The organism is Flavobacterium lotistagni (genome assembly GCF_011392125.1).
GTDB classification, from domain to species: domain Bacteria; phylum Bacteroidota; class Bacteroidia; order Flavobacteriales; family Flavobacteriaceae; genus Flavobacterium; species Flavobacterium lotistagni.
Window position 1 is genome coordinate 432,917 of the sequence record NZ_JAAJBU010000002.1, and the last position, 17,268, is coordinate 450,184.

Annotated in this window: 15 protein-coding genes; 7 read left to right on the forward strand and 8 right to left on the reverse strand. The window is 40.9% G+C overall.

All coding sequences use genetic code 11. The annotated features are described in order from the left end of the window. Positions 1 to 6 precede the first annotated feature (6 nt). Positions 7 to 483, reverse strand: coding sequence for a 30S ribosomal protein S7 (gene rpsG, locus G4D82_RS04735; RefSeq protein ID WP_166335047.1), 477 nt, complete (start codon positions 481 to 483; stop codon positions 7 to 9). Between the two features lie 23 nt (positions 484 to 506). Continuing rightward, on the reverse strand, positions 507 to 890 hold the full coding sequence (gene rpsL / locus G4D82_RS04740; protein WP_007136570.1) for a 30S ribosomal protein S12: 384 nt from the start codon (positions 888 to 890) through the stop codon (positions 507 to 509). Between the two features lie 181 nt (positions 891 to 1,071). On the opposite strand from rpsL, the gene G4D82_RS04745 reads away from it, so the two are divergent. The 5 genes from G4D82_RS04745 to rlmB all read left to right on the forward strand — a co-directional run bounded on the left by G4D82_RS04745 (position 1,072) and on the right by rlmB (position 9,792). After that, the gene (locus G4D82_RS04745) at positions 1,072 to 2,739 is read left to right on the forward strand and encodes a BamA/TamA family outer membrane protein (protein WP_166335049.1); all 1,668 of its coding nucleotides are present in this window, start codon (positions 1,072 to 1,074) and stop codon (positions 2,737 to 2,739) included. 342 nt (positions 2,740 to 3,081) lie between these two features. Next, entirely contained in the window at positions 3,082 to 6,315 is a 3,234-nt protein-coding gene (locus tag G4D82_RS04750) for a SusC/RagA family TonB-linked outer membrane protein (protein ID WP_166335051.1), read from the forward strand. Positions 6,316 to 6,335: 20 nt separating this feature from the next. Continuing rightward, on the forward strand, positions 6,336 to 8,066 hold the full coding sequence (locus tag G4D82_RS04755; protein ID WP_166335053.1) for a SusD/RagB family nutrient-binding outer membrane lipoprotein: 1,731 nt from the start codon (positions 6,336 to 6,338) through the stop codon (positions 8,064 to 8,066). Between the two features lie 12 nt (positions 8,067 to 8,078). Beyond that, entirely contained in the window at positions 8,079 to 8,996 is a 918-nt protein-coding gene (locus G4D82_RS04760) for a hypothetical protein (RefSeq protein ID WP_166335056.1), read from the forward strand. 61 nt (positions 8,997 to 9,057) lie between these two features. Then, positions 9,058 to 9,792: a 23S rRNA (guanosine(2251)-2'-O)-methyltransferase RlmB gene (gene rlmB, locus G4D82_RS04765; RefSeq protein WP_166335058.1), complete on the forward strand. Its 735-nt coding sequence runs from the start codon at positions 9,058 to 9,060 to the stop codon at positions 9,790 to 9,792. On the opposite strand, the gene G4D82_RS04770 is transcribed toward rlmB, so the two are convergent. After that, complete coding sequence (locus tag G4D82_RS04770) at positions 9,789 to 10,565, reverse strand: rhomboid family intramembrane serine protease (protein WP_166335060.1); 777 nt, start codon at positions 10,563 to 10,565, stop codon at positions 9,789 to 9,791. The two genes, rlmB and G4D82_RS04770, sit on opposite strands and share 4 nt — an antisense overlap. A 265-nt stretch (positions 10,566 to 10,830) precedes the next feature. Here G4D82_RS04770 and G4D82_RS04775 point away from each other — a divergent pair, with 265 nt between their 5' ends. Further along, positions 10,831 to 12,108, forward strand: a complete 1,278-nt coding sequence (locus G4D82_RS04775) for a replication-associated recombination protein A (protein ID WP_166335062.1) — start codon at positions 10,831 to 10,833, stop codon at positions 12,106 to 12,108. 15 nt (positions 12,109 to 12,123) lie between these two features. Beyond that, positions 12,124 to 12,648, forward strand: a complete 525-nt coding sequence (locus tag G4D82_RS04780) for a 2'-5' RNA ligase family protein (protein ID WP_166335064.1) — start codon at positions 12,124 to 12,126, stop codon at positions 12,646 to 12,648. A gap of 42 nt (positions 12,649 to 12,690) precedes the next feature. Here the strand turns inward: G4D82_RS04780 and G4D82_RS04785 are convergent, their stop codons facing one another. The 5 genes from G4D82_RS04785 to G4D82_RS04805 form a co-directional block, all read right to left on the reverse strand. Further along, positions 12,691 to 13,410 carry a hypothetical protein gene (locus G4D82_RS04785; protein WP_166335066.1) on the reverse strand — a complete coding sequence of 240 codons (720 nt, stop codon included), beginning with the start codon at positions 13,408 to 13,410 and terminating at the stop codon, positions 12,691 to 12,693. After that, positions 13,411 to 14,097, reverse strand: a complete 687-nt coding sequence (locus G4D82_RS04790) for a YjjG family noncanonical pyrimidine nucleotidase (protein ID WP_166335069.1) — start codon at positions 14,095 to 14,097, stop codon at positions 13,411 to 13,413. It abuts the gene before it with no gap. Positions 14,098 to 14,151: 54 nt separating this feature from the next. Then, on the reverse strand, positions 14,152 to 14,847 hold the full coding sequence (gene radC / locus G4D82_RS04795) for a RadC family protein (protein ID WP_166335071.1): 696 nt from the start codon (positions 14,845 to 14,847) through the stop codon (positions 14,152 to 14,154). 115 nt (positions 14,848 to 14,962) lie between these two features. Beyond that, positions 14,963 to 16,318: a UDP-N-acetylmuramate--L-alanine ligase gene (locus G4D82_RS04800; RefSeq protein WP_166335073.1), complete on the reverse strand. Its 1,356-nt coding sequence runs from the start codon at positions 16,316 to 16,318 to the stop codon at positions 14,963 to 14,965. After that, positions 16,319 to 17,017, reverse strand: a complete 699-nt coding sequence (locus G4D82_RS04805) for a tetratricopeptide repeat protein (RefSeq protein WP_166335075.1) — start codon at positions 17,015 to 17,017, stop codon at positions 16,319 to 16,321. Between the last annotated feature and the right edge of the window lie 251 nt (positions 17,018 to 17,268).

Sequence of the window (17,268 nt, forward strand, 5' to 3'; positions counted from 1 at the left end):
TTATGATTAAAATCTAAAGTGAGAGAATGCTTTGTTTGCTTCAGCCATTTTGTGAGTATCCATTCTCTTTTTCACTGCAGCACCTTCTTCTTTAGCAGCAGCTAAAACTTCAGAAGCTAGTTTTTGAGCCATAGATTTCTCGTTTCTTCTTCTGGCGTATAGGATTAACCATTTCATTGCCATAGAAATTTTACGGTCTGGTCTGATTTGCATCGGGATTTGGAAAGTAGCTCCACCCACACGACGGCTACGTACTTCTACGTGCGGCATTACGTTGGTCAAGGCATCTTTCCAGATTTCTAATGCTGATTTTTCAGCATCTTGCTTTTTAGATTCTACGATGTCAATAGCATCGTAAAACACTTTGAAAGCGGTTGATTTTTTACCATCCCACATTAAGTTGTTCACAAAACGGGTTACCAATTGGTCATTAAACCTTGGATCTGGTAAAAGAGGTCTTTTTTTGGCCTGTCTTTTTCTCATGTCTTTTTCTTAAAAGTTTTTAATTACTTTTTCGCTTCTTTAGGGCGTTTTGCTCCGTACTTAGATCTTCTTTGCGTTCTTCCTGCTACACCCGATGTATCAAGCGCACCACGAACGATGTGATACCTAACTCCTGGCAAATCTTTCACCCTTCCGCCCCTAACTAATACTATCGAGTGCTCTTGAAGGTTGTGTCCTTCTCCTGGAATGTATGCATTCACCTCATTCCCGTTTGTCAAACGTACACGCGCTACTTTACGCATCGCAGAGTTTGGCTTTTTAGGTGTAGTGGTGTAAACACGCGTACAAACGCCACGTCTTTGAGGACATGAATCCAAAGCAACCGATTTACTCTTCTTAGTTATCTGGGTTCTTCCAGTTCTTACTAATTGTTGAATTGTTGGCATAATTAATACTAAAAATAAATTACGTTATAAATTTCCCGCTTTTTACGGGGTTGCAAATGTAGTAATATTTTTTAATGAAACAAATCATAATTAATTAATTTTCAAAGCAGTTATTCAACAATTTTAATTTTATAGTAAACTGTGTTTTTTTACGTTACTTTTATCCAAAGAAAGCTTGAGATTGAAACCCCTATTTTTCCTTTTATTGACGCTCTTCGGATGGCAGGTCGGCGCCCAAACGCAATACCTAGCCATTTTAAGCGAAACCCATTCAGAGCAGAAAACCATCGATTCGATTGGATATGTCAAGCAGCATCCCGAATTAAAATCCCTTCGAAAAGAAGCTTTGAATTTCTCAGAAAAACTCATCCAATGCGGCTACATCGAATCTGAATTGACTCACAGCAAAACCTTAAATGATTCTACATCTGAATACTACTTCCGGGTTGGAAAAAAAGTTTCCAGTATTCTTGTATATATAGGTAAAGATTCCCCGCTTCGAAGACTATCGCTTTTCGATTCTCAAAAAGACACGCTGACTTTGCCATACAATCAGATTGAAAATTTCCTCCAAAAAACCCTAAACCAACTCGAAAAAAAAGGATTCGCCTTATCGAAACTGCAATTGGTCAATATCCGCAAAAAAGACCAGCGACTCATTGCCGAACTTTCAACCCAAACTGAGATTGTTCGCCATCTCGATGATATAGTTATCAACGGCTATGATAAATTTCCTGACAGCCACAAACAAAACCTAAAACGTCTTTACAAAAAGAAAGTTTTCAACCAAGACAATCTTAAAAACATCTATTCGGATATCGAAAAATTTCGTTTCGTGAAGCAAACCAAATACCCGGAAATCCTTTTCAAGACCGATTCGACCAAGATATATGTGTATCTAGAAAAAGTCAAGTCAAACAATTTTGATGGCTTTATAGGATTTTCTAACGACGAAGAGAAAAAGAAAGTGACCATCAACGGATATCTCGATCTGACACTTAACAATCTAATGAATACCGGCGAGACCTTTTCTTTGTATTGGAAAAGCGATGGCAACGACCAAAAAACTTTCAATGCTAAAATTCAGTTGCCGTATATTTTCAAATCGCCTTTTGGTCTTAAGGCGCAACTCAACATTTTCAAACAAGACAGCACTTTTCAAAACACCCAGACCGCAATTGATTTAGGCTATTTCTTTAATTACAATACTCGTTTGTACTTGGGCTACCAATCTGCGGAGTCGAGCGATATTCAAAACCAGAATACTATAAGCATCAGTGATTACAACAACTCTTTTGTGACCACTCAGTTAGAATTCATCGATTTTAAACCCGAAGAGTATCTGTTTGCCGAAAAAACCAAAATCGATATTAAGCTAGGCGTAGGTTCCAGAAAATCTAAGTTCGAAAAGAATGACCAGTTGTTCCTAAACGTCAACCTGAAGCAGATTTTCTTCTTGAACAGCAAGAACAACATCAGCGTGCGTAGCCAAAATTATTACCTTAACAGTGATGCTTATATCGTTAATGAACTCTACAGATTTGGCGGCATTAACTCTATTAGAGGTTTCAATGAAAACAGTTTACAAGGAAATACATTTTCTTCTTTACTGACCGAATACCGCTATCTTGTCGCACAGAACCTCTACGTACATACCATTATGGATTATGGTTATTACACAGATAAAACTACCAATTCTTCAGGCAGTTTAATCGGACTAGGGCTTGGTTTTGGCCTTGCTACCAAAAATGGCCTTTTTAATATTGTCTATGCCAACGGAAGCACCAAAGAACAAGAAATTAAAGGAGCTAATTCGATAGTGCATGTCAGTTTTAAAACCACTTTCTAGAAACACAGAAGACACAGAAACTCTTCCTGAGATTTCTGTATTCGAAATACAAGCTTTCAATTCGCAACCTAATGAAAGTAAATCATTGTTCTAATAAGAAGTTTCCACTTTGAACCGATAGTTGTCACACAAATGAAAAACCCAAATCTAAGACAACCCTTCATTTTATTAAGACTATACTGTAATTAAAAGCGCATTGTTTGTGTAGAAATAATTCTAAATACCTAAATAAATGCTAACATAACAGAATTTAACACATGCTTTTAAGATAAATTTCAACAAAAAACTTGTTTTCTTAACAAATATTTTAGAATTTTATAAACTAATCTAAAATACTTACAAATGAAACTAAAGCTTAATGGAATTTTAACACTTCTATTGGTGTTAATGGCGCAACTCACCCATGCGCAAGACATTACGGCAAGCGGAACCGTGACCGATCCATCCGGACTCCCGATTCCTGGCGTCAATGTCATTGTAAAAGGAACAACAGGTGGTACCCAAACTGACTTCGACGGAAAATTTAAAATCTCCGCAAAGCAAGGTGACAAGCTGGTATTTACATTCCTTGGAATGAAAACGCAAGAACTGACCGCTGCTGCCAACATGGCCGTAAAGATGACGGACAACTCGGTGCAATTGGAAGGGGTAGTAGTTACTTCTCAAGGAATTAAAAAAGAGAAAAAGAAATTAGGTTATGCGGTGAGTGAAATTAAAGCTTCCCAAATAGAAGAAAGACCAGACAGCGATGTAGCACGTATTCTAAGCGGCAAAGCTTCTGGGGTCAATATCATCTCTCAAAACGGTCTGTCGGGTTCAGGAACAAATGTTATCATTAGAGGATATAAAAGTTTCAGCTCAACTAACCAAGCTTTATTTATAGTAGATGGTGTGCCATTTAGTTCCGATACCAATTCAGTCGGTCGTCAAGGAGAGCGAAACGATTTTGTAAACGGAAACAACGGATCTAGTAGGTTTTTAGACCTTGACCCTAACAACATTGAAAGTGTCAACGTGTTGAAAGGTTTAGCTGCTTCAACCTTATATGGATCGGCAGGAAGAAACGGTGTTATTTTGATTACCACTAAAGCCGGGTCGAATAAAAAAGGAAGCAAAAAAGGAAATATAACGCTTACATCTTCTTTGTTTTTTAATGACATCGCCTCACTGCCTGATTATCAAAATGTTTATGGAAATGGATTCGATCAAGCTTTTGGTTGGTTCTTCAGTAACTGGGGTCCAAAATTCGAAAAAGGAGGCACAGCAGGCTGGGGAAACAGTAGCGCTTTTGATGCTAACGGCACCCTTCCTCACCCATACTCTACTGCAAGTTTTTCAGGTGTTTTCCCAGAATATCAAGGAGTACGCTATCAATGGAAGCCCTACAATTCTGTAAAAGACTTCTTTAAAACAGGAATCGTTTCTACCAATTCTATCAACTTCAAAGGGCAATCTGATGATGGAGACTTACTATACAGCTTGAACTACGGACATACCGAAGACCAAGGATTCACACCTGGTAATAAAGTCGTTCGTAACAATTTATCAGTAGGTGGTAGCGCCAAAGTGTCTAAAAAAATCACTGTGAATGGTACGTTAAATTATGCCAAAACGGATTTTGTATCACCTCCTGTGGCTCTAAGTCAAGGAAATGGAGCAACCGGAACAGGGTCATCAATTTTTGGAGATTTGTGGTTTACTCCGCGAAGCATTGACATCCAAGGATTGCCATACCAAAATCCTTTAACTGGCGGAAGTGTATACTACAGACAAGACAATAGCATCCAACATCCACTTTGGACTTTGAATAATTCAGGTACTGAACAAAATACAAATCGTTTCTTTGGAAATGCTTCAATTTCATATGAAATCAATTCTCATTTTAATTTACTTTATCGTGTCGGTTTAGACAACTACAACGAAGCCAACTTGAACTACCAAAATAAAGGCGGGGTCAACACCAACAGCGGTAATGCCAGAACAGCCAGCGGTTTCTATGAAACATGGAATAATACCAATACTATTTGGGATCATAACTTGATGCTCAACGGAAAATACGCGTTGACCGAAAAACTTAATCTCAATTTTAACCTTGGAGCAACTACCAGAAACGAAACCTTTGAACAGAATGGGGTAGCCAGTGATGGGCAACAGATATTTGGAGTACTAAGACATTATAATTTTGCTAACTCCTTGCCTATCGAAAACTTTGCTGATCGTAATATAGTTGGAGTATATTCTCAAGTAGACTTAGATTATAACAGTTATCTATTTTTGAATCTGTCAGCCAGAAAAGATTGGGTTTCAAATTTTGCCTCAAAAAATAACTCCAAGATGTATCCTAGTGCGAGCCTATCGTTTTTACCGACCACAGCCTTTGAGAGTTTATCTTCAGAGAAAGGCTTAAACTTTTTAAAATTTAGATTCGGTATAGGAACCTCGGCTAACTTCGGCGATTTTGGCAGTTATCCAGCCACCAACACATTACTGTTGAATGTTCGCGACAGTCAATCAGGAACACAAAATGTCGTGACCAATTCGGTGGGGGCTACCTTGGGAAATCCGGACCTAAAGCCTGAATTACTTACCGAGTATGAGTTTGGAATTGAAACCAAATTCTATAAAAATCGTTTCGGAATTGATTTATCACTCTACCAAAGAGTTACAAAAGATTTGATTATCAACCGTCCGCTAGACGCTTCAACTTTTTATACTCAGACCCTGACCAATATTGGAGAAATTAAAGGACACGGAATTGAACTAGATTTGAGCGCTACAATCATTAAACCTGCTCTTGACAATGGTTTCAAATGGGAAGCCAATGTGAATTTTACCCAAAGTGATACCGAAGTCACCGATTTGGGTCAAGATACCGATAGAATTGTTTACAGTGGTTTTTCTAACTTAGGAAACGTTGCTGAAGTAGGCGCACCTTTGACCTCTATCTTTGGAAGCCGAGTACTTCGCGACGCCAACGGAAATCTAGTTGTAGGTGCTGACGGAAATTACATCCAAGACCCCAACGACGGAATTATTGGTGATGCCAACCCAGATTGGGTAATGAACGTCAACAATACCTTCTCTTACAAGAATTTCGATTTTAGTTTTCTAGTTAACTACACAAAAGGCGGCGATGTATATTCCAACACGATTTCAACTTTACTAGGCCGTGGATTGATTGAAGAGACTGTAGATCGTGAAAGAACTTTTATCTTGCCCGGTGTAAACGAGGCTGGTCAAACCAACAACGTTCAGATTAATAATTCGGATTACTATTTTACCAACTTTGCTTTCGGACCAAGCGAATTGCAGGTATATGACGCTACAACTATCCGTTTACAGGAAGTATCGCTAGGATACAATTTCCCAGCTAAATTGTTGGAAAAAACAGCTTTTAGCGCGGTGTCATTCAAGGTTTCTGGAACCAATTTGTATTACAGAGCCATCAACACTCCCAAAGGTGCCAACTTTGATCCCAATACTTCCGGAACAGGAGTCGGAAATGGTATTGGCTTTGACTTCCTCAACGGTCCAAGTTCTAAAAGATACGGCTTCTCTCTAAAAATAAGCTTCTAACCTTCTAATACGATTTAAAAATGAAAAAATTCAATCTCTATATTATACTTATATTATTTACAAGTTTAATAGTAGGCGTTTCTTGTGAATCTTTAGAGTTAGATAAGTCTAAAGATCCTTTCAACCTTTCTCCTGATCAGGCAGATGTAGAATATCTATTCAATGCCATAGAGGAAGATTTCGTCAGACAAATTGATGGCGATGCTGACTACGACTCCAACGACAATTGGTCTTCTGGTGGATCTACAAACGGTGACGGGTTATCATTATTTGGTGCAGAATTAACTCGTATGTATTCTATGTCAAATACCAATTCACGGAATTACAATGCAGTATATCAGGCCACAGATTCTGACGACGAATGGATTAATGCTTATGCGGGTATCATGAATAATATCAGACTAATGACCCCATTGGCAGAAGCTGCCGGAAAAACCAGACACATTGGTATTGCCCAATTTATAGAGGCTTATACCATTACAGCAATGGTCGATTTCTACGGAGACATTCCTTACAGTGAAATGGGACAAGGGCTCAATAATGCCAATCCAAAAACTGATTCTGGTGCTTCCATATACGCTGCCGCTATTTCTTTACTAGATCAGGCAATCGTGAATTTCTCGAACGATGCTACTGCAGATCCAAATGTAGAGGTTTTCTACAATAACGACTACGACAAATGGATTAAGGCTGCCAATACCCTAAAAATGAAACTATATCTTCAAACACGATTAGTTGATAATACTGCCACCACTAAATTCAATGATATAGTGGCAAGTGGGAATTACATTACTGATTCTGCTGACGACTTGGTTTATCGTTGGGGCGGAACCAGTACTTCTAATCCGGATAACCGCCATCCAAGATATGGTCTAAATTATACCCCAACAGGTGCTGCTGATTACATGTCTAACTGGCTGATGGGCACTATGGATAGTGAGAATGATCCTAGAATTCGTTACTATTTCTACAGACAAGTTCCTGCAGTACCAGGCCAAGAAATTCCTGCGGATGAAGAAGATTTAAAATGTTCATTACAATCTGCACCTGCACATTATACAGCCGGTGGATTCACGTTTTGCAGTTTGCCTAATGGTTACTGGGGAAGAGATCATGGCGATAGCGACGGGCTTCCTCCAGACGGCTTTCTAAAAACTACTTTCGGCGTTTATCCAGCCGGTGGAAAATTTGACGGTGACAACTTCGTAAAGGTATATACCGATGCCAATCCAACCAGAGGAGCTAAAGGAAATGGTATCACTCCAATTTTGTTAGCATCTTGGGTAAATTTCATGAAAGCTGAAATGGCCTTGGCTAATAACAACTCTGGCTTAGCGCGGAGCGAAATGTTAGAGGGGATTCAGAAATCTATCGCCAAAGTAATGTCTTTTGGACCTAATGATCCAGAATACGATCCGGGTTTTGCTCCCAGCGGTTCCGACATTACTGACTTTACCGATGCAGTGGCTGCCAGTTGGGATGCCGCCGATCTTACAGGAAAATGGAATGTATTGGGTGTACAACAATTCAGGGCCGTGTTTGGTAACGGTATAGAATCTTATAATTTCTACAGAAGAACCGGTTATCCAACTACTTTACAGCCTAACAGAGCGCCCTCTCCAGGCAATTTCATCCGTTCTTTCTACTATCCGGCCAATGCGGTAAACAATAATGCCAACATTTCCCAAAAAGCAAATCAAAGCCAACCTGTGTTTTGGGACAACAATGCCTCAGGCCCAATTGCTAACTAAAAAAATATAAAAATGAAAACATATATCAAGAAATTCAGCCATTGCCTTCTTATAGCTGGTTTGGTATTGATGGGTGCCTGCGAATCTGATGATGATAGCAGCCTAGCCAATCAAGTAAATGCAGATACCACAAGTGGTGTAATTTTAAGAACAATAACTATTAATAGCGGTACTTTTGATTTTACAAATCCTGCTGCTGAGTGGTCGGCGACCCTTGAGGTACAAGGCGCCGGAAATGGTTCAGGGCTATCGGAAATCAAACTTTACGCATCATTTTCTGATAGTAACGGTACTTCTGAAGAAGCTCTAGTAAAAAGCTATTCTCCGTCAATATTAGACTCAGGCCCAAATGGATATCCTAGAGGAGATTTCAATGTAAGCCTCACTGAGGTATTAACTGCATTGGGCATGAGTGCCGGCGAATACACTGCTTCTGATAAATTCAATTTAAGATTTGAAGCGGTGACCCGAGATGGCAGGTCGTTCTCGGCTACCAATGCTAGTGCAACGGTAACCGGAGGATCTTATTTGTCTTCACCTTTCCAGTATTCGGCTCAGTTTTTCTGCCCACTAGCCGATGCCTCTATTTTTGACGGCAGTTATACAGTAGTTGCCGATGCTTGGGCTGACTATGCTGCTGGAGATACTGTTCCTGTTCAATATGTAGCCTCAGACGGACCATATACATTCAGAATCTTAAGCGCGAACAATCCATACATTGCTAATGCTGCAACGAGTTACATGCTGGTCACGATCAATCCGGAAGACGGAACTGCTACAGTAACTTCCAACGAAGACTTTGATTATCCAGGGTTTGCAGTACTGCCAGTAACCGGAGCTGGAACTGTAGGCACATGCACTGGTGATATTAACCTAGTTTTAAATTTTGGTCCATACGAAGACAACACTTTTACATTGACCAAAAATTAACATACAAGAAGCTCTTTTAAAACCACCTCATTCCGGGGTGGTTTTTTTATATCTTTGCGCCATGGAAAAAGAACATTTGATATTTGGGATTCGCGCCATTATTGAGGCCATTCAGTCTGGGAAAGAAGTCGATAAGGTTTTTATTCAGAAGGAAGCCTCGGGCGAGCTCATGAAAGATTTGATGAAGGTGCTCAAACGCGGCAATATCAATTTCTCTTATGTACCGGTGGAAAAACTAAACCGACTCACACCCAATAATCATCAGGGCGCAGTAGCCAGTATTTCGCCTATTGGTTTCATGGATTTGGAACAAATGGTGGAAGCGGCAAAAAATGCAAGCCAAACTCCTTTGCTGTTAATACTCGACCAAATTTCAGATGCGCGCAACTTTGGAGCAATCATCAGAACTGCCGAATGCACAGGTGTTAGCGGCATCATTGTTCAGAAAGCAGGCTCGGCTCCGGTCAACGGCGATACAGTAAAAACTTCAGCCGGAGCAGTTTTCAATGTACCGATTTGTAAAGTCGAACATATTAAAGATGCAATTTTCTATCTGCAAGGTTCTGGCATCAAAACGGTGGCAGCAACCGAAAAAACAGACCAAAACATTTATGACATTTCATTGAACGAACCCGTAGCCATTATCATGGGAAGTGAAGACCGCGGCATCAATCCTTCGGTATTGAAAATCGTCGATGAAAAAGCCAAACTGCCCATGTTCGGGAGTATTGGTTCGTTGAATGTTTCGGTAGCTTGTGGCGCTTTTCTTTACGAAGCCGTTCGTCAAAGAGGTTAATTGTTTTCCTTACGCCGAATAATGTATTTGTTCTCGGCTGCGTCGTAAACCACATCGTATTCCGGAGTACTTGTACTGAAAGTAATAAGTGGCTCGGGCTCGGGTGGCGGCAGGTTCACAAAGTTTCCGTTTTCGTCAAAGCGTTGCATGAACTTGTCCTGCGACGGATCATAATCTGGACGTTCCCAATCGTAACGGATGGGCTTTTTGTATTCGGGGGTTTTGAACGAAACGGCAAACGCGAAACCGGTGATTAAACCGGCTAGATGGCCTTCCCAGGAAATACCGTCTTGGATGTTCGGAAAAACATACCAAACCAAACCACCATAAACCATAATAATAGTAAGAGACAAAGCTACCAAGCGATAATATTTGGTGCGAATGCCTTTGAAGAAAATAAAACTCACCAGCAAATAGACCAAGCCGCTGGCGCCGATGTGATAAGATTCGCGACCGATAACCCAAGTAATCAATCCGGTGAGCAAAAGCCCGTAACCCAATACCGCAAAAGTTTGTTTGCGATAAAAAAAGCGCAAAGCGGCAATCAGCACAAAAAGTGGAATAGAGTTGTTGTAAAGGTGTTCGATATTGCCATGGATGAAAGGGCTGAACAACACCCCGCGCAAGCCTTCTAAATCCCTAGGGTAAATCCCGTAATCTTCGAGGTCAAGGTGAAACCTCACGCCCAGCCAGAACACAACCCACAAAGATAGCACCGATAGAAACGGCAAGAGCACCACTGAGGCAGAGAATTTAAAATGTTGTTCTTCCATGAAGTTTGACTGGTTTGCAGGCGCGCTTGTCAAAAATGTGTCCAAAGAAAAAGTTGCGCAATTTTGTCAGTTCGCGATAGTCACCCTGTTGCCCTAGCCCGGATGGGAACGGCATCCTTTTTTGCCCCTCGTATTTTAGTTTCCCGCTATGGCTTCACGGCAAAAAAGATAGAGTGGACAGCCGGAACAGCTTCTGAAAATCATCCAAATTTTAACGGCTAGCTTTGTGAATAATCGCTAAATTTACCGCTCTCGAATTCTAACTATGGAAGCACCACTTGCCGAGCGCATTCGCCCGCAACGACTTGAAGATTACATCAGCCAATCGCATTTGGTGGGCCCTGGCGGTTCGCTGACTTTGCAGATTGAGAAAGGTATTGTTCCGTCGCTTATTTTTTGGGGGCCGCCCGGAACCGGAAAAACCACTTTGGCGCAAATTATCGCCGAGCAGTCGAAGCGACCGTTTTATGTGCTCAGCGCAATCAATTCGGGGGTAAAAGACATTCGCGAAGTAATTGACAAAGCCAAGCAAAGTGGTGGTTTGTTTACGTCGAAGAACCCGATTTTGTTTATTGATGAGATCCACCGGTTTAGTAAATCGCAACAAGATTCTTTACTCGCTGCGGTTGAAAAAGGCTGGGTCACACTCATTGGCGCTACTACTGAAAATCCGAGTTTTGAAGTGATTCCGGCCTTACTGTCGCGTTGTCAGGTGTATATTTTAAATCCGTTTACTAAAGCCGATTTGGAAGCTTTGCTGCAACGTGCCATGAAAGCCGATGTTGTGTTGCAAACTAAAAAAATCAACCTTAAAGAAACTGAGGCTTTACTCAGATTGTCTGGCGGCGACGGAAGAAAATTGCTCAATATTTTCGAGTTGGTTATCAATGCTTCAAGCGAAGATAAAATCACCGTTACCAACGAGCGGGTGTTGCAAATTGTTCAACAAAACACGGTGTTGTATGACAAAACCGGCGAACAGCATTACGATATTGTTTCGGCTTTTATCAAATCGATTCGAGGAAGCGACCCGAATGCCGCAGTATATTGGTTAGCACGGATGATTGAAGGCGGCGAAGACGTGAAATTCATTGCCCGAAGAATGCTGATTTTAGCCAGTGAAGACATTGGAAATGCCAACCCAACCGCACTGATTTTAGCCAACAATACTTTCCAAGCCGTGACTACTATCGGTTACCCGGAAAGCCGGATTATTTTGAGCCAATGTGCGGTTTATTTAGCGACTTCACCTAAAAGCAATGCTTCGTATATGGCGATCAATAATGCCCAACAAACCGTGAAGCAGACCGGTGATTTGCCGGTTCCGATGCCGCTTCGAAACGCGCCGACCAAACTCATGAAAGAACTCGGCTATGGCGATGAGTATAAATATTCGCACGATTTCGCGAACAATTTTGCCGAGCAGGAATTTTTGCCCGAAGCGATTTCGGGAACTGCTTTTTATGAACCTGGAAATAATAGCCGTGAAAACAGTACGCGTGAGTTTCTAAAAAATCGCTGGAAAGAAAAATATGGTTATTGAACCAAAAGAGAGAAAATGGCTTATTTAGTATTGGCGTATCCGGAATTGTCAAACGAGGATTGGAACCGGATCCAAAATTACCGCAAAGACCACGATGCCCTTTTTTATGAAGTGGTCCAGCCGCATTTCACCTTGGTTTTTCCGTTGACGAATTTACCTGAGAAAGTCTTCATCGATGAAATAAAGCAATTGTCGGCTTCATTCAAAAAAATAGATTTCACGCTGCGTTGCGCGACTATCAATAAAGATGCGTTCAGTGATTATTACCATACTTTTTTGGTTCCCGATGAAGGCTACAGCAAGATTATAAAACTACATGACCTGCTATACCGCGGAAAACTGAAAAACCACTTGAGGCTGGACATCGATTACATCCCGCACATTGGCATCGGCAACTCTAAAGACGCGTCTGTTTGTAAAGAAATGGTGGACCAATGGAATTGCCGGGAATTTTCGATCACAGGTAAAATCAATCAACTGACCATCGTGAAGTACGAAAATAAAACGGTCACTAAAATTCAGGAAATCATACTGCAGTAAATAGGGAATCGCGAGTGGTTCGGATAAATTCCAAATGGTAAATTAAAATTTGATATTCAGTTTTTCAGAAACCAGTTGGTCGTTTTCGTAATGCTCAAAAAACCATTGACTATTTTTAGAAATCAACACGCCTTGAACCGTTCCTTTGACGGCCGTAAAAGTGGAAGGGTCTGAAGTCTTGTAAATTTTCATCACTACTTTCGGTGATGCGTCTACCAATTGATAACCGTTGGAAATGACTTGAGCATAGAGTGTCTCTGGAACCGCAGTTGGAAGGTTTTCACTTTGAATGACCTTGGTCTGAGTGATTTCGGTTTTTATTACATTATTTTTAGGTTGGTACTGATAATGTAGTGACTCGAACGATTCAAAAGCCTGACGCAAACTTTGGGTATAAGCCACGCGGTATTCTTTTTCTTTGCTGGTTCCGATGGCTGATTGGTATAGCGTCTTACCCTGACAGTCTTTTAATAAGACTTGTAATTTAGTCCATACAAAATTGCCCGATTTCTCTACATTAGCATACAAATTTTCACAATTAGCCTGCGCGATTTGATTTGGAATGGAATCCGTATCGAAGTAAGTTTTGAAGCCGTATTTTTCTAACAGCAACTTAGTGAGTGTATTGAGCCGGTATTGATCTACATCGTTGGTAAAACCAAATTTTGAAGGCACAATTACATATTGAAATTCATTCACCGAACGTTGGGCCAACAAAGTCAGACTAAAACAACAGCAAACCAGAACAAGTATCTTTTTCATTTAAAAAATCGTTTTGAGTTCCGCTAAATTACAGATTTGAACCACATCTTCGGCAACAGTGAGCTGGCTCGGATTGAAAAAAATCGCCTGCATACCAAAATCGAGCGCACCGATAATATCTGCTTGCATCGAATCGCCAATCATGACGCTTTCTTCTTTTTGGGCTTGGGCCAAATTCAGCGCATGTTGAAAAATCAGCGGATGGGGCTTTTTCGCGCCTGCCATTTCAGAATTGGTCACGGTTTGAAAGTACTGCGACAAATTTGAATTCGAAATTTTCCGAAACTGCACCTGAGCAAAACCGTTAGTGATGATGTGCAAAACGTAACGCTCTTTGAGGTAATTTAATGTGTCAATCGCATCGTCAAAAAGATGATTGAACTCGGGCAGCAAGCGTATGTAATCCACGGCAATCTGATCAATTTGCTGATCGGAAATCTCAAACCCAATGGCATCGAAAGATTGTTTGAGCCGCTGATAACGCAACTGTTCATGGGTCATTTTATCGACTTGGAACAAAGCCCAACACGCCTGATTGATGGGAATATACTTTTCTAAAAAAAAATCAGTAGGCACCGAAGGAAAATCCTTTTGGAAAATCTCGTCAAAGGCCAAGGCAGAATTGGTGTCGAAATCCCAAAGCGTGTGATCGAGGTCGAAGAAAATATGGCGGATCTGATCTTTCAATCTAAAAGTTTTGTTGACAAAAGTCGTAAAGTTTTTGGTTCTACTGAAGTGGGTTTACAAAAATCCGGCGTCGGCAAAGCTGAAATATTCTTTTTCGGTCACAATGACATGGTCGAGCACTTTGATATCGAGCATTTCGCCACCTGATTTGAGTTTTCGCGTGATTTGCTTGTCGGGTTCGCTAGGTTGCAAAGTGCCCGAAGGATGGTTGTGCGCCAGAATAATCGACACCGCACCTACTTCTAAAGCAGTTTTAAAAACCAGCCTAACATCGACAACGGTTCCGGTAATGCCACCTTTACTAAGTTGTGAACGGTTAATGATTTTATTGGCATTGTTGAGATAAATAATCCAGAACTCTTCATAAGGCAATTCGCCTATGAGCGGTTGCATCAAATCGAACACACTTTGGCTTGATGTAATTTTCTGAGGTTCTGCTACGGTTTGGGCTTTCCTGCGCCGGCCGAGTTCTAGAGCCGCTTGGATGGTGATGGCTTTTACATTGCCAATTCCTTTGAAATGGTTGAGTTGGTTCACCGATAATTTCCCTAGTGCATTCAGGTTGTAATCTACGCTGGCCAAAATACGTCGGCTCAAACTTACGGCAGTTTCGTTGCGGCTACCCGAGCCAATTAAAATGGCTATGAGTTCGGCATCAGAAAGTGAAGTTTTACCTTTTTGGAGTAGTTTTTCTCGAGGCTGGTCGTCTTCAGACCAACTACGGATAGGGAAGAAAGTGTTTTCAGACATGATGGTATGGCGTATAAGTTGACAGTTTTCAGCTAACCGTTTAAAGTTAACTATCGTAAAAATAAGAACTTTATCGTAACTTACAAGCTATTTTTATTTCTACAACCTACAACCATCAACCTACCAAATCTTTCACCTCGTCGAAATTCAATCCGCCGTAGTTGCCCGAACTCATTAATAAAAGTGCTGAATTTTCGAGATTCAAATGGAACAGATAATCTTTGAAATCTTTCGGATTGGTATAAATAATCAAGTCATTCCTTTGAAATGATTGGGCAATTTGTTCATAAGTGACCTCTTCAAGTTGTTTGATTTTCACGGCATCGGGCGAATAAAATACTATAGCCACGTCAGCGGCATCAAGCGCGCCTTGGTATTCTTTGAGAAACGCTGCGTTCAAACTACTATAAGTATGCAATTCCAAACAAGCGATTAGCTTTCTATCTGGATACTGCTCTTTGACTGCTTTGGTGGTTGCCGCTACTTTGCTGGGCGAATGGGCAAAATCTTTGTAAGCCACCGCAGTTTTTCCTTCGGCGATTTTTTCTAATCGTTTTGAGGCGCCTTTGAATGAAGCAATCGCTTGGTAAAAATCCGCTTCGTCTACGCCCATACACTGGCAAATCCATTTGGCGCCTGCTAGGTTATTTAAGTTGTGCGCACCGAAAACCTCAATTGGCATCAAGCCTTCGGGTGTTTCAAGCAACGTAATTCCGTTCTCAACTTTGTATTCAGGCGTGGTATAAGGCAATTTTCGGATCGGATTAGATGCTGCCAAAGAAATACGATTCACTTCCGCATCGTCTTGATTGTATACCAAAATTCCTCCGTTGGTAATCAAGTTGATAAACGTTTCAAACTGCGCAACATAGTTCTCATACGTCGGAAATACGTTAATATGATCCCAAGCAATTCCTGAAACCAGTGCAATATTCGGTTGATACAAATGAAACTTTGGACGGCGGTCTGTTGGTGATGACAAATATTCGTCGCCTTCAAGCACTATAAAATCGTTGGTTTCGGTCAGGTGCACCATTGTATCAAACCCTTCGAGTTGTGCGCCCACCATATAATCGACCTCGATGTTGTGAAAATGCATGACGTGCAAAATCATTGAAGTAATCGTGGTCTTTCCGTGTGACCCTCCAATTACTACGCGGGTTTTATTCTTCGATTGTTCGTAAAGAAACTCCGGATAGGAATAAATCTTAAGCCCTAGTTCTTGAGCGCGAAGCAATTCAGGATTGTCTGCTTTGGCGTGCATTCCGAGGATGATTGCTTGAATATCTTCAGTGATTTTCTCAGTAAACCAACCCATTTGCGTGGGCAATAAACCTTTCTTTTCAAGACGGGTTTTAGAAGGTTCGAAAATCGCATCATCACTTCCTGTGACTTGATAACCTTTTTGGTGCAAAGCCAAGGCAAGATTGTGCATGGCGCTACCGCCAATGGCAATAAAATGGGTACGCATCTATGATTTATTTTTTTCGTTATACACCGACATTAGCAAACGGGCTTTTTCGGGTTGATTCATTTTCTTTCGGTAAAGGTCGGCGAGTTTCTGATATGTTGTAAGCGAATCGCCAATTTCAATGGCCTTTTTATAGTACTTCTCAGCCATCGTATATCGCTTAAAATATTCCTCGATATGGCCTTTGGCAAGATAACCATCAACTGGAGATAGCCGTAACAATTCATTGGCATAACTCACCGCTTTTTTTTCGCTACCACCGACAATTCCGGGCAATTGGATATAAATTTCAAGTAAAGCCCAACGGGCACCGAGGTGCTTGGCATCGAGCGAAATGGTTTTTTCGAAGGCAGCTTTAACCTCACCAATAAGCGACAAAGCTTTGAATTTATTAGACTCTTTGGCTTGCATGCCGAGTGCGCCACCAAACTTATAAAAATACTCAGCCTGAGCAGGTTTGAGTTGGGTGAGCTTCTGATAATAAGGTACGGCGGTTTCCCACTTTTTGTAGTGACATTGGATATCGCCCAAATATTCTAAAGTTTTTAAATCGTTGGGATTTTGCTTTAATGAAAGCTCCAATTGCGCTTTGGCCTCGCTGAATTGATTCAAACGATAGCATCGCTCGCCTTTTTCAAAAGCAGTTTGACCGAGCACCAACACTGGTAAAATTGTAATAAGAAATGCAATAAACCGCATCGTTGAAATTTGATTTCCAAAAGTAATAAAATTAGGTTCACTTTGAAGATTGCGGCTGAATCATTTTATAGTTAACCGACCGTGAACTACACAAAAAATCGATGAAAAACACCATACGTTTATTTCGTAATTATTTATTTAACAATGATTTACAATTCAATTCTTTCACAAACCGTATTTCAACGAGTTTTAAGGTTAGTTGTCTGAAAAATTGAGCCAAGTCAAAGTGGCGGAATAATTTTGTGAGGCCA

Bases quoted from the DNA above. Each gene is read 5' to 3' on its own strand.
- G4D82_RS04770 (WP_166335060.1), bottom strand. From the start codon at position 10,565: ATGGAAGAACAACATTTTAAATTCTCTGCCTCAGTGGTGCTCTTGCCG.
- G4D82_RS04785 (WP_166335066.1), bottom strand. From the start codon at position 13,410: ATGAAAAAGATACTTGTTCTGGTTTGCTGTTGTTTTAGTCTGACTTTG.
- radC (WP_166335071.1), bottom strand. From the start codon at position 14,847: ATGTCTGAAAACACTTTCTTCCCTATCCGTAGTTGGTCTGAAGACGAC.
- rpsL (WP_007136570.1), bottom strand. From the start codon at position 890: ATGCCAACAATTCAACAATTAGTAAGAACTGGAAGAACCCAGATAACT.
- G4D82_RS04800 (WP_166335073.1), bottom strand. From the start codon at position 16,318: ATGCGTACCCATTTTATTGCCATTGGCGGTAGCGCCATGCACAATCTT.
- G4D82_RS04755 (WP_166335053.1), top strand. From the start codon at position 6,336: ATGAAAAAATTCAATCTCTATATTATACTTATATTATTTACAAGTTTA.
- rlmB (WP_166335058.1), top strand. From the start codon at position 9,058: ATGGAAAAAGAACATTTGATATTTGGGATTCGCGCCATTATTGAGGCC.
- G4D82_RS04805 (WP_166335075.1), bottom strand. From the start codon at position 17,017: ATGCGGTTTATTGCATTTCTTATTACAATTTTACCAGTGTTGGTGCTC.
- G4D82_RS04775 (WP_166335062.1), top strand. From the start codon at position 10,831: ATGGAAGCACCACTTGCCGAGCGCATTCGCCCGCAACGACTTGAAGAT.
- G4D82_RS04750 (WP_166335051.1), top strand. From the start codon at position 3,082: ATGAAACTAAAGCTTAATGGAATTTTAACACTTCTATTGGTGTTAATG.
- G4D82_RS04780 (WP_166335064.1), top strand. From the start codon at position 12,124: ATGGCTTATTTAGTATTGGCGTATCCGGAATTGTCAAACGAGGATTGG.
- rpsG (WP_166335047.1), bottom strand. From the start codon at position 483: ATGAGAAAAAGACAGGCCAAAAAAAGACCTCTTTTACCAGATCCAAGG.
- G4D82_RS04760 (WP_166335056.1), top strand. From the start codon at position 8,079: ATGAAAACATATATCAAGAAATTCAGCCATTGCCTTCTTATAGCTGGT.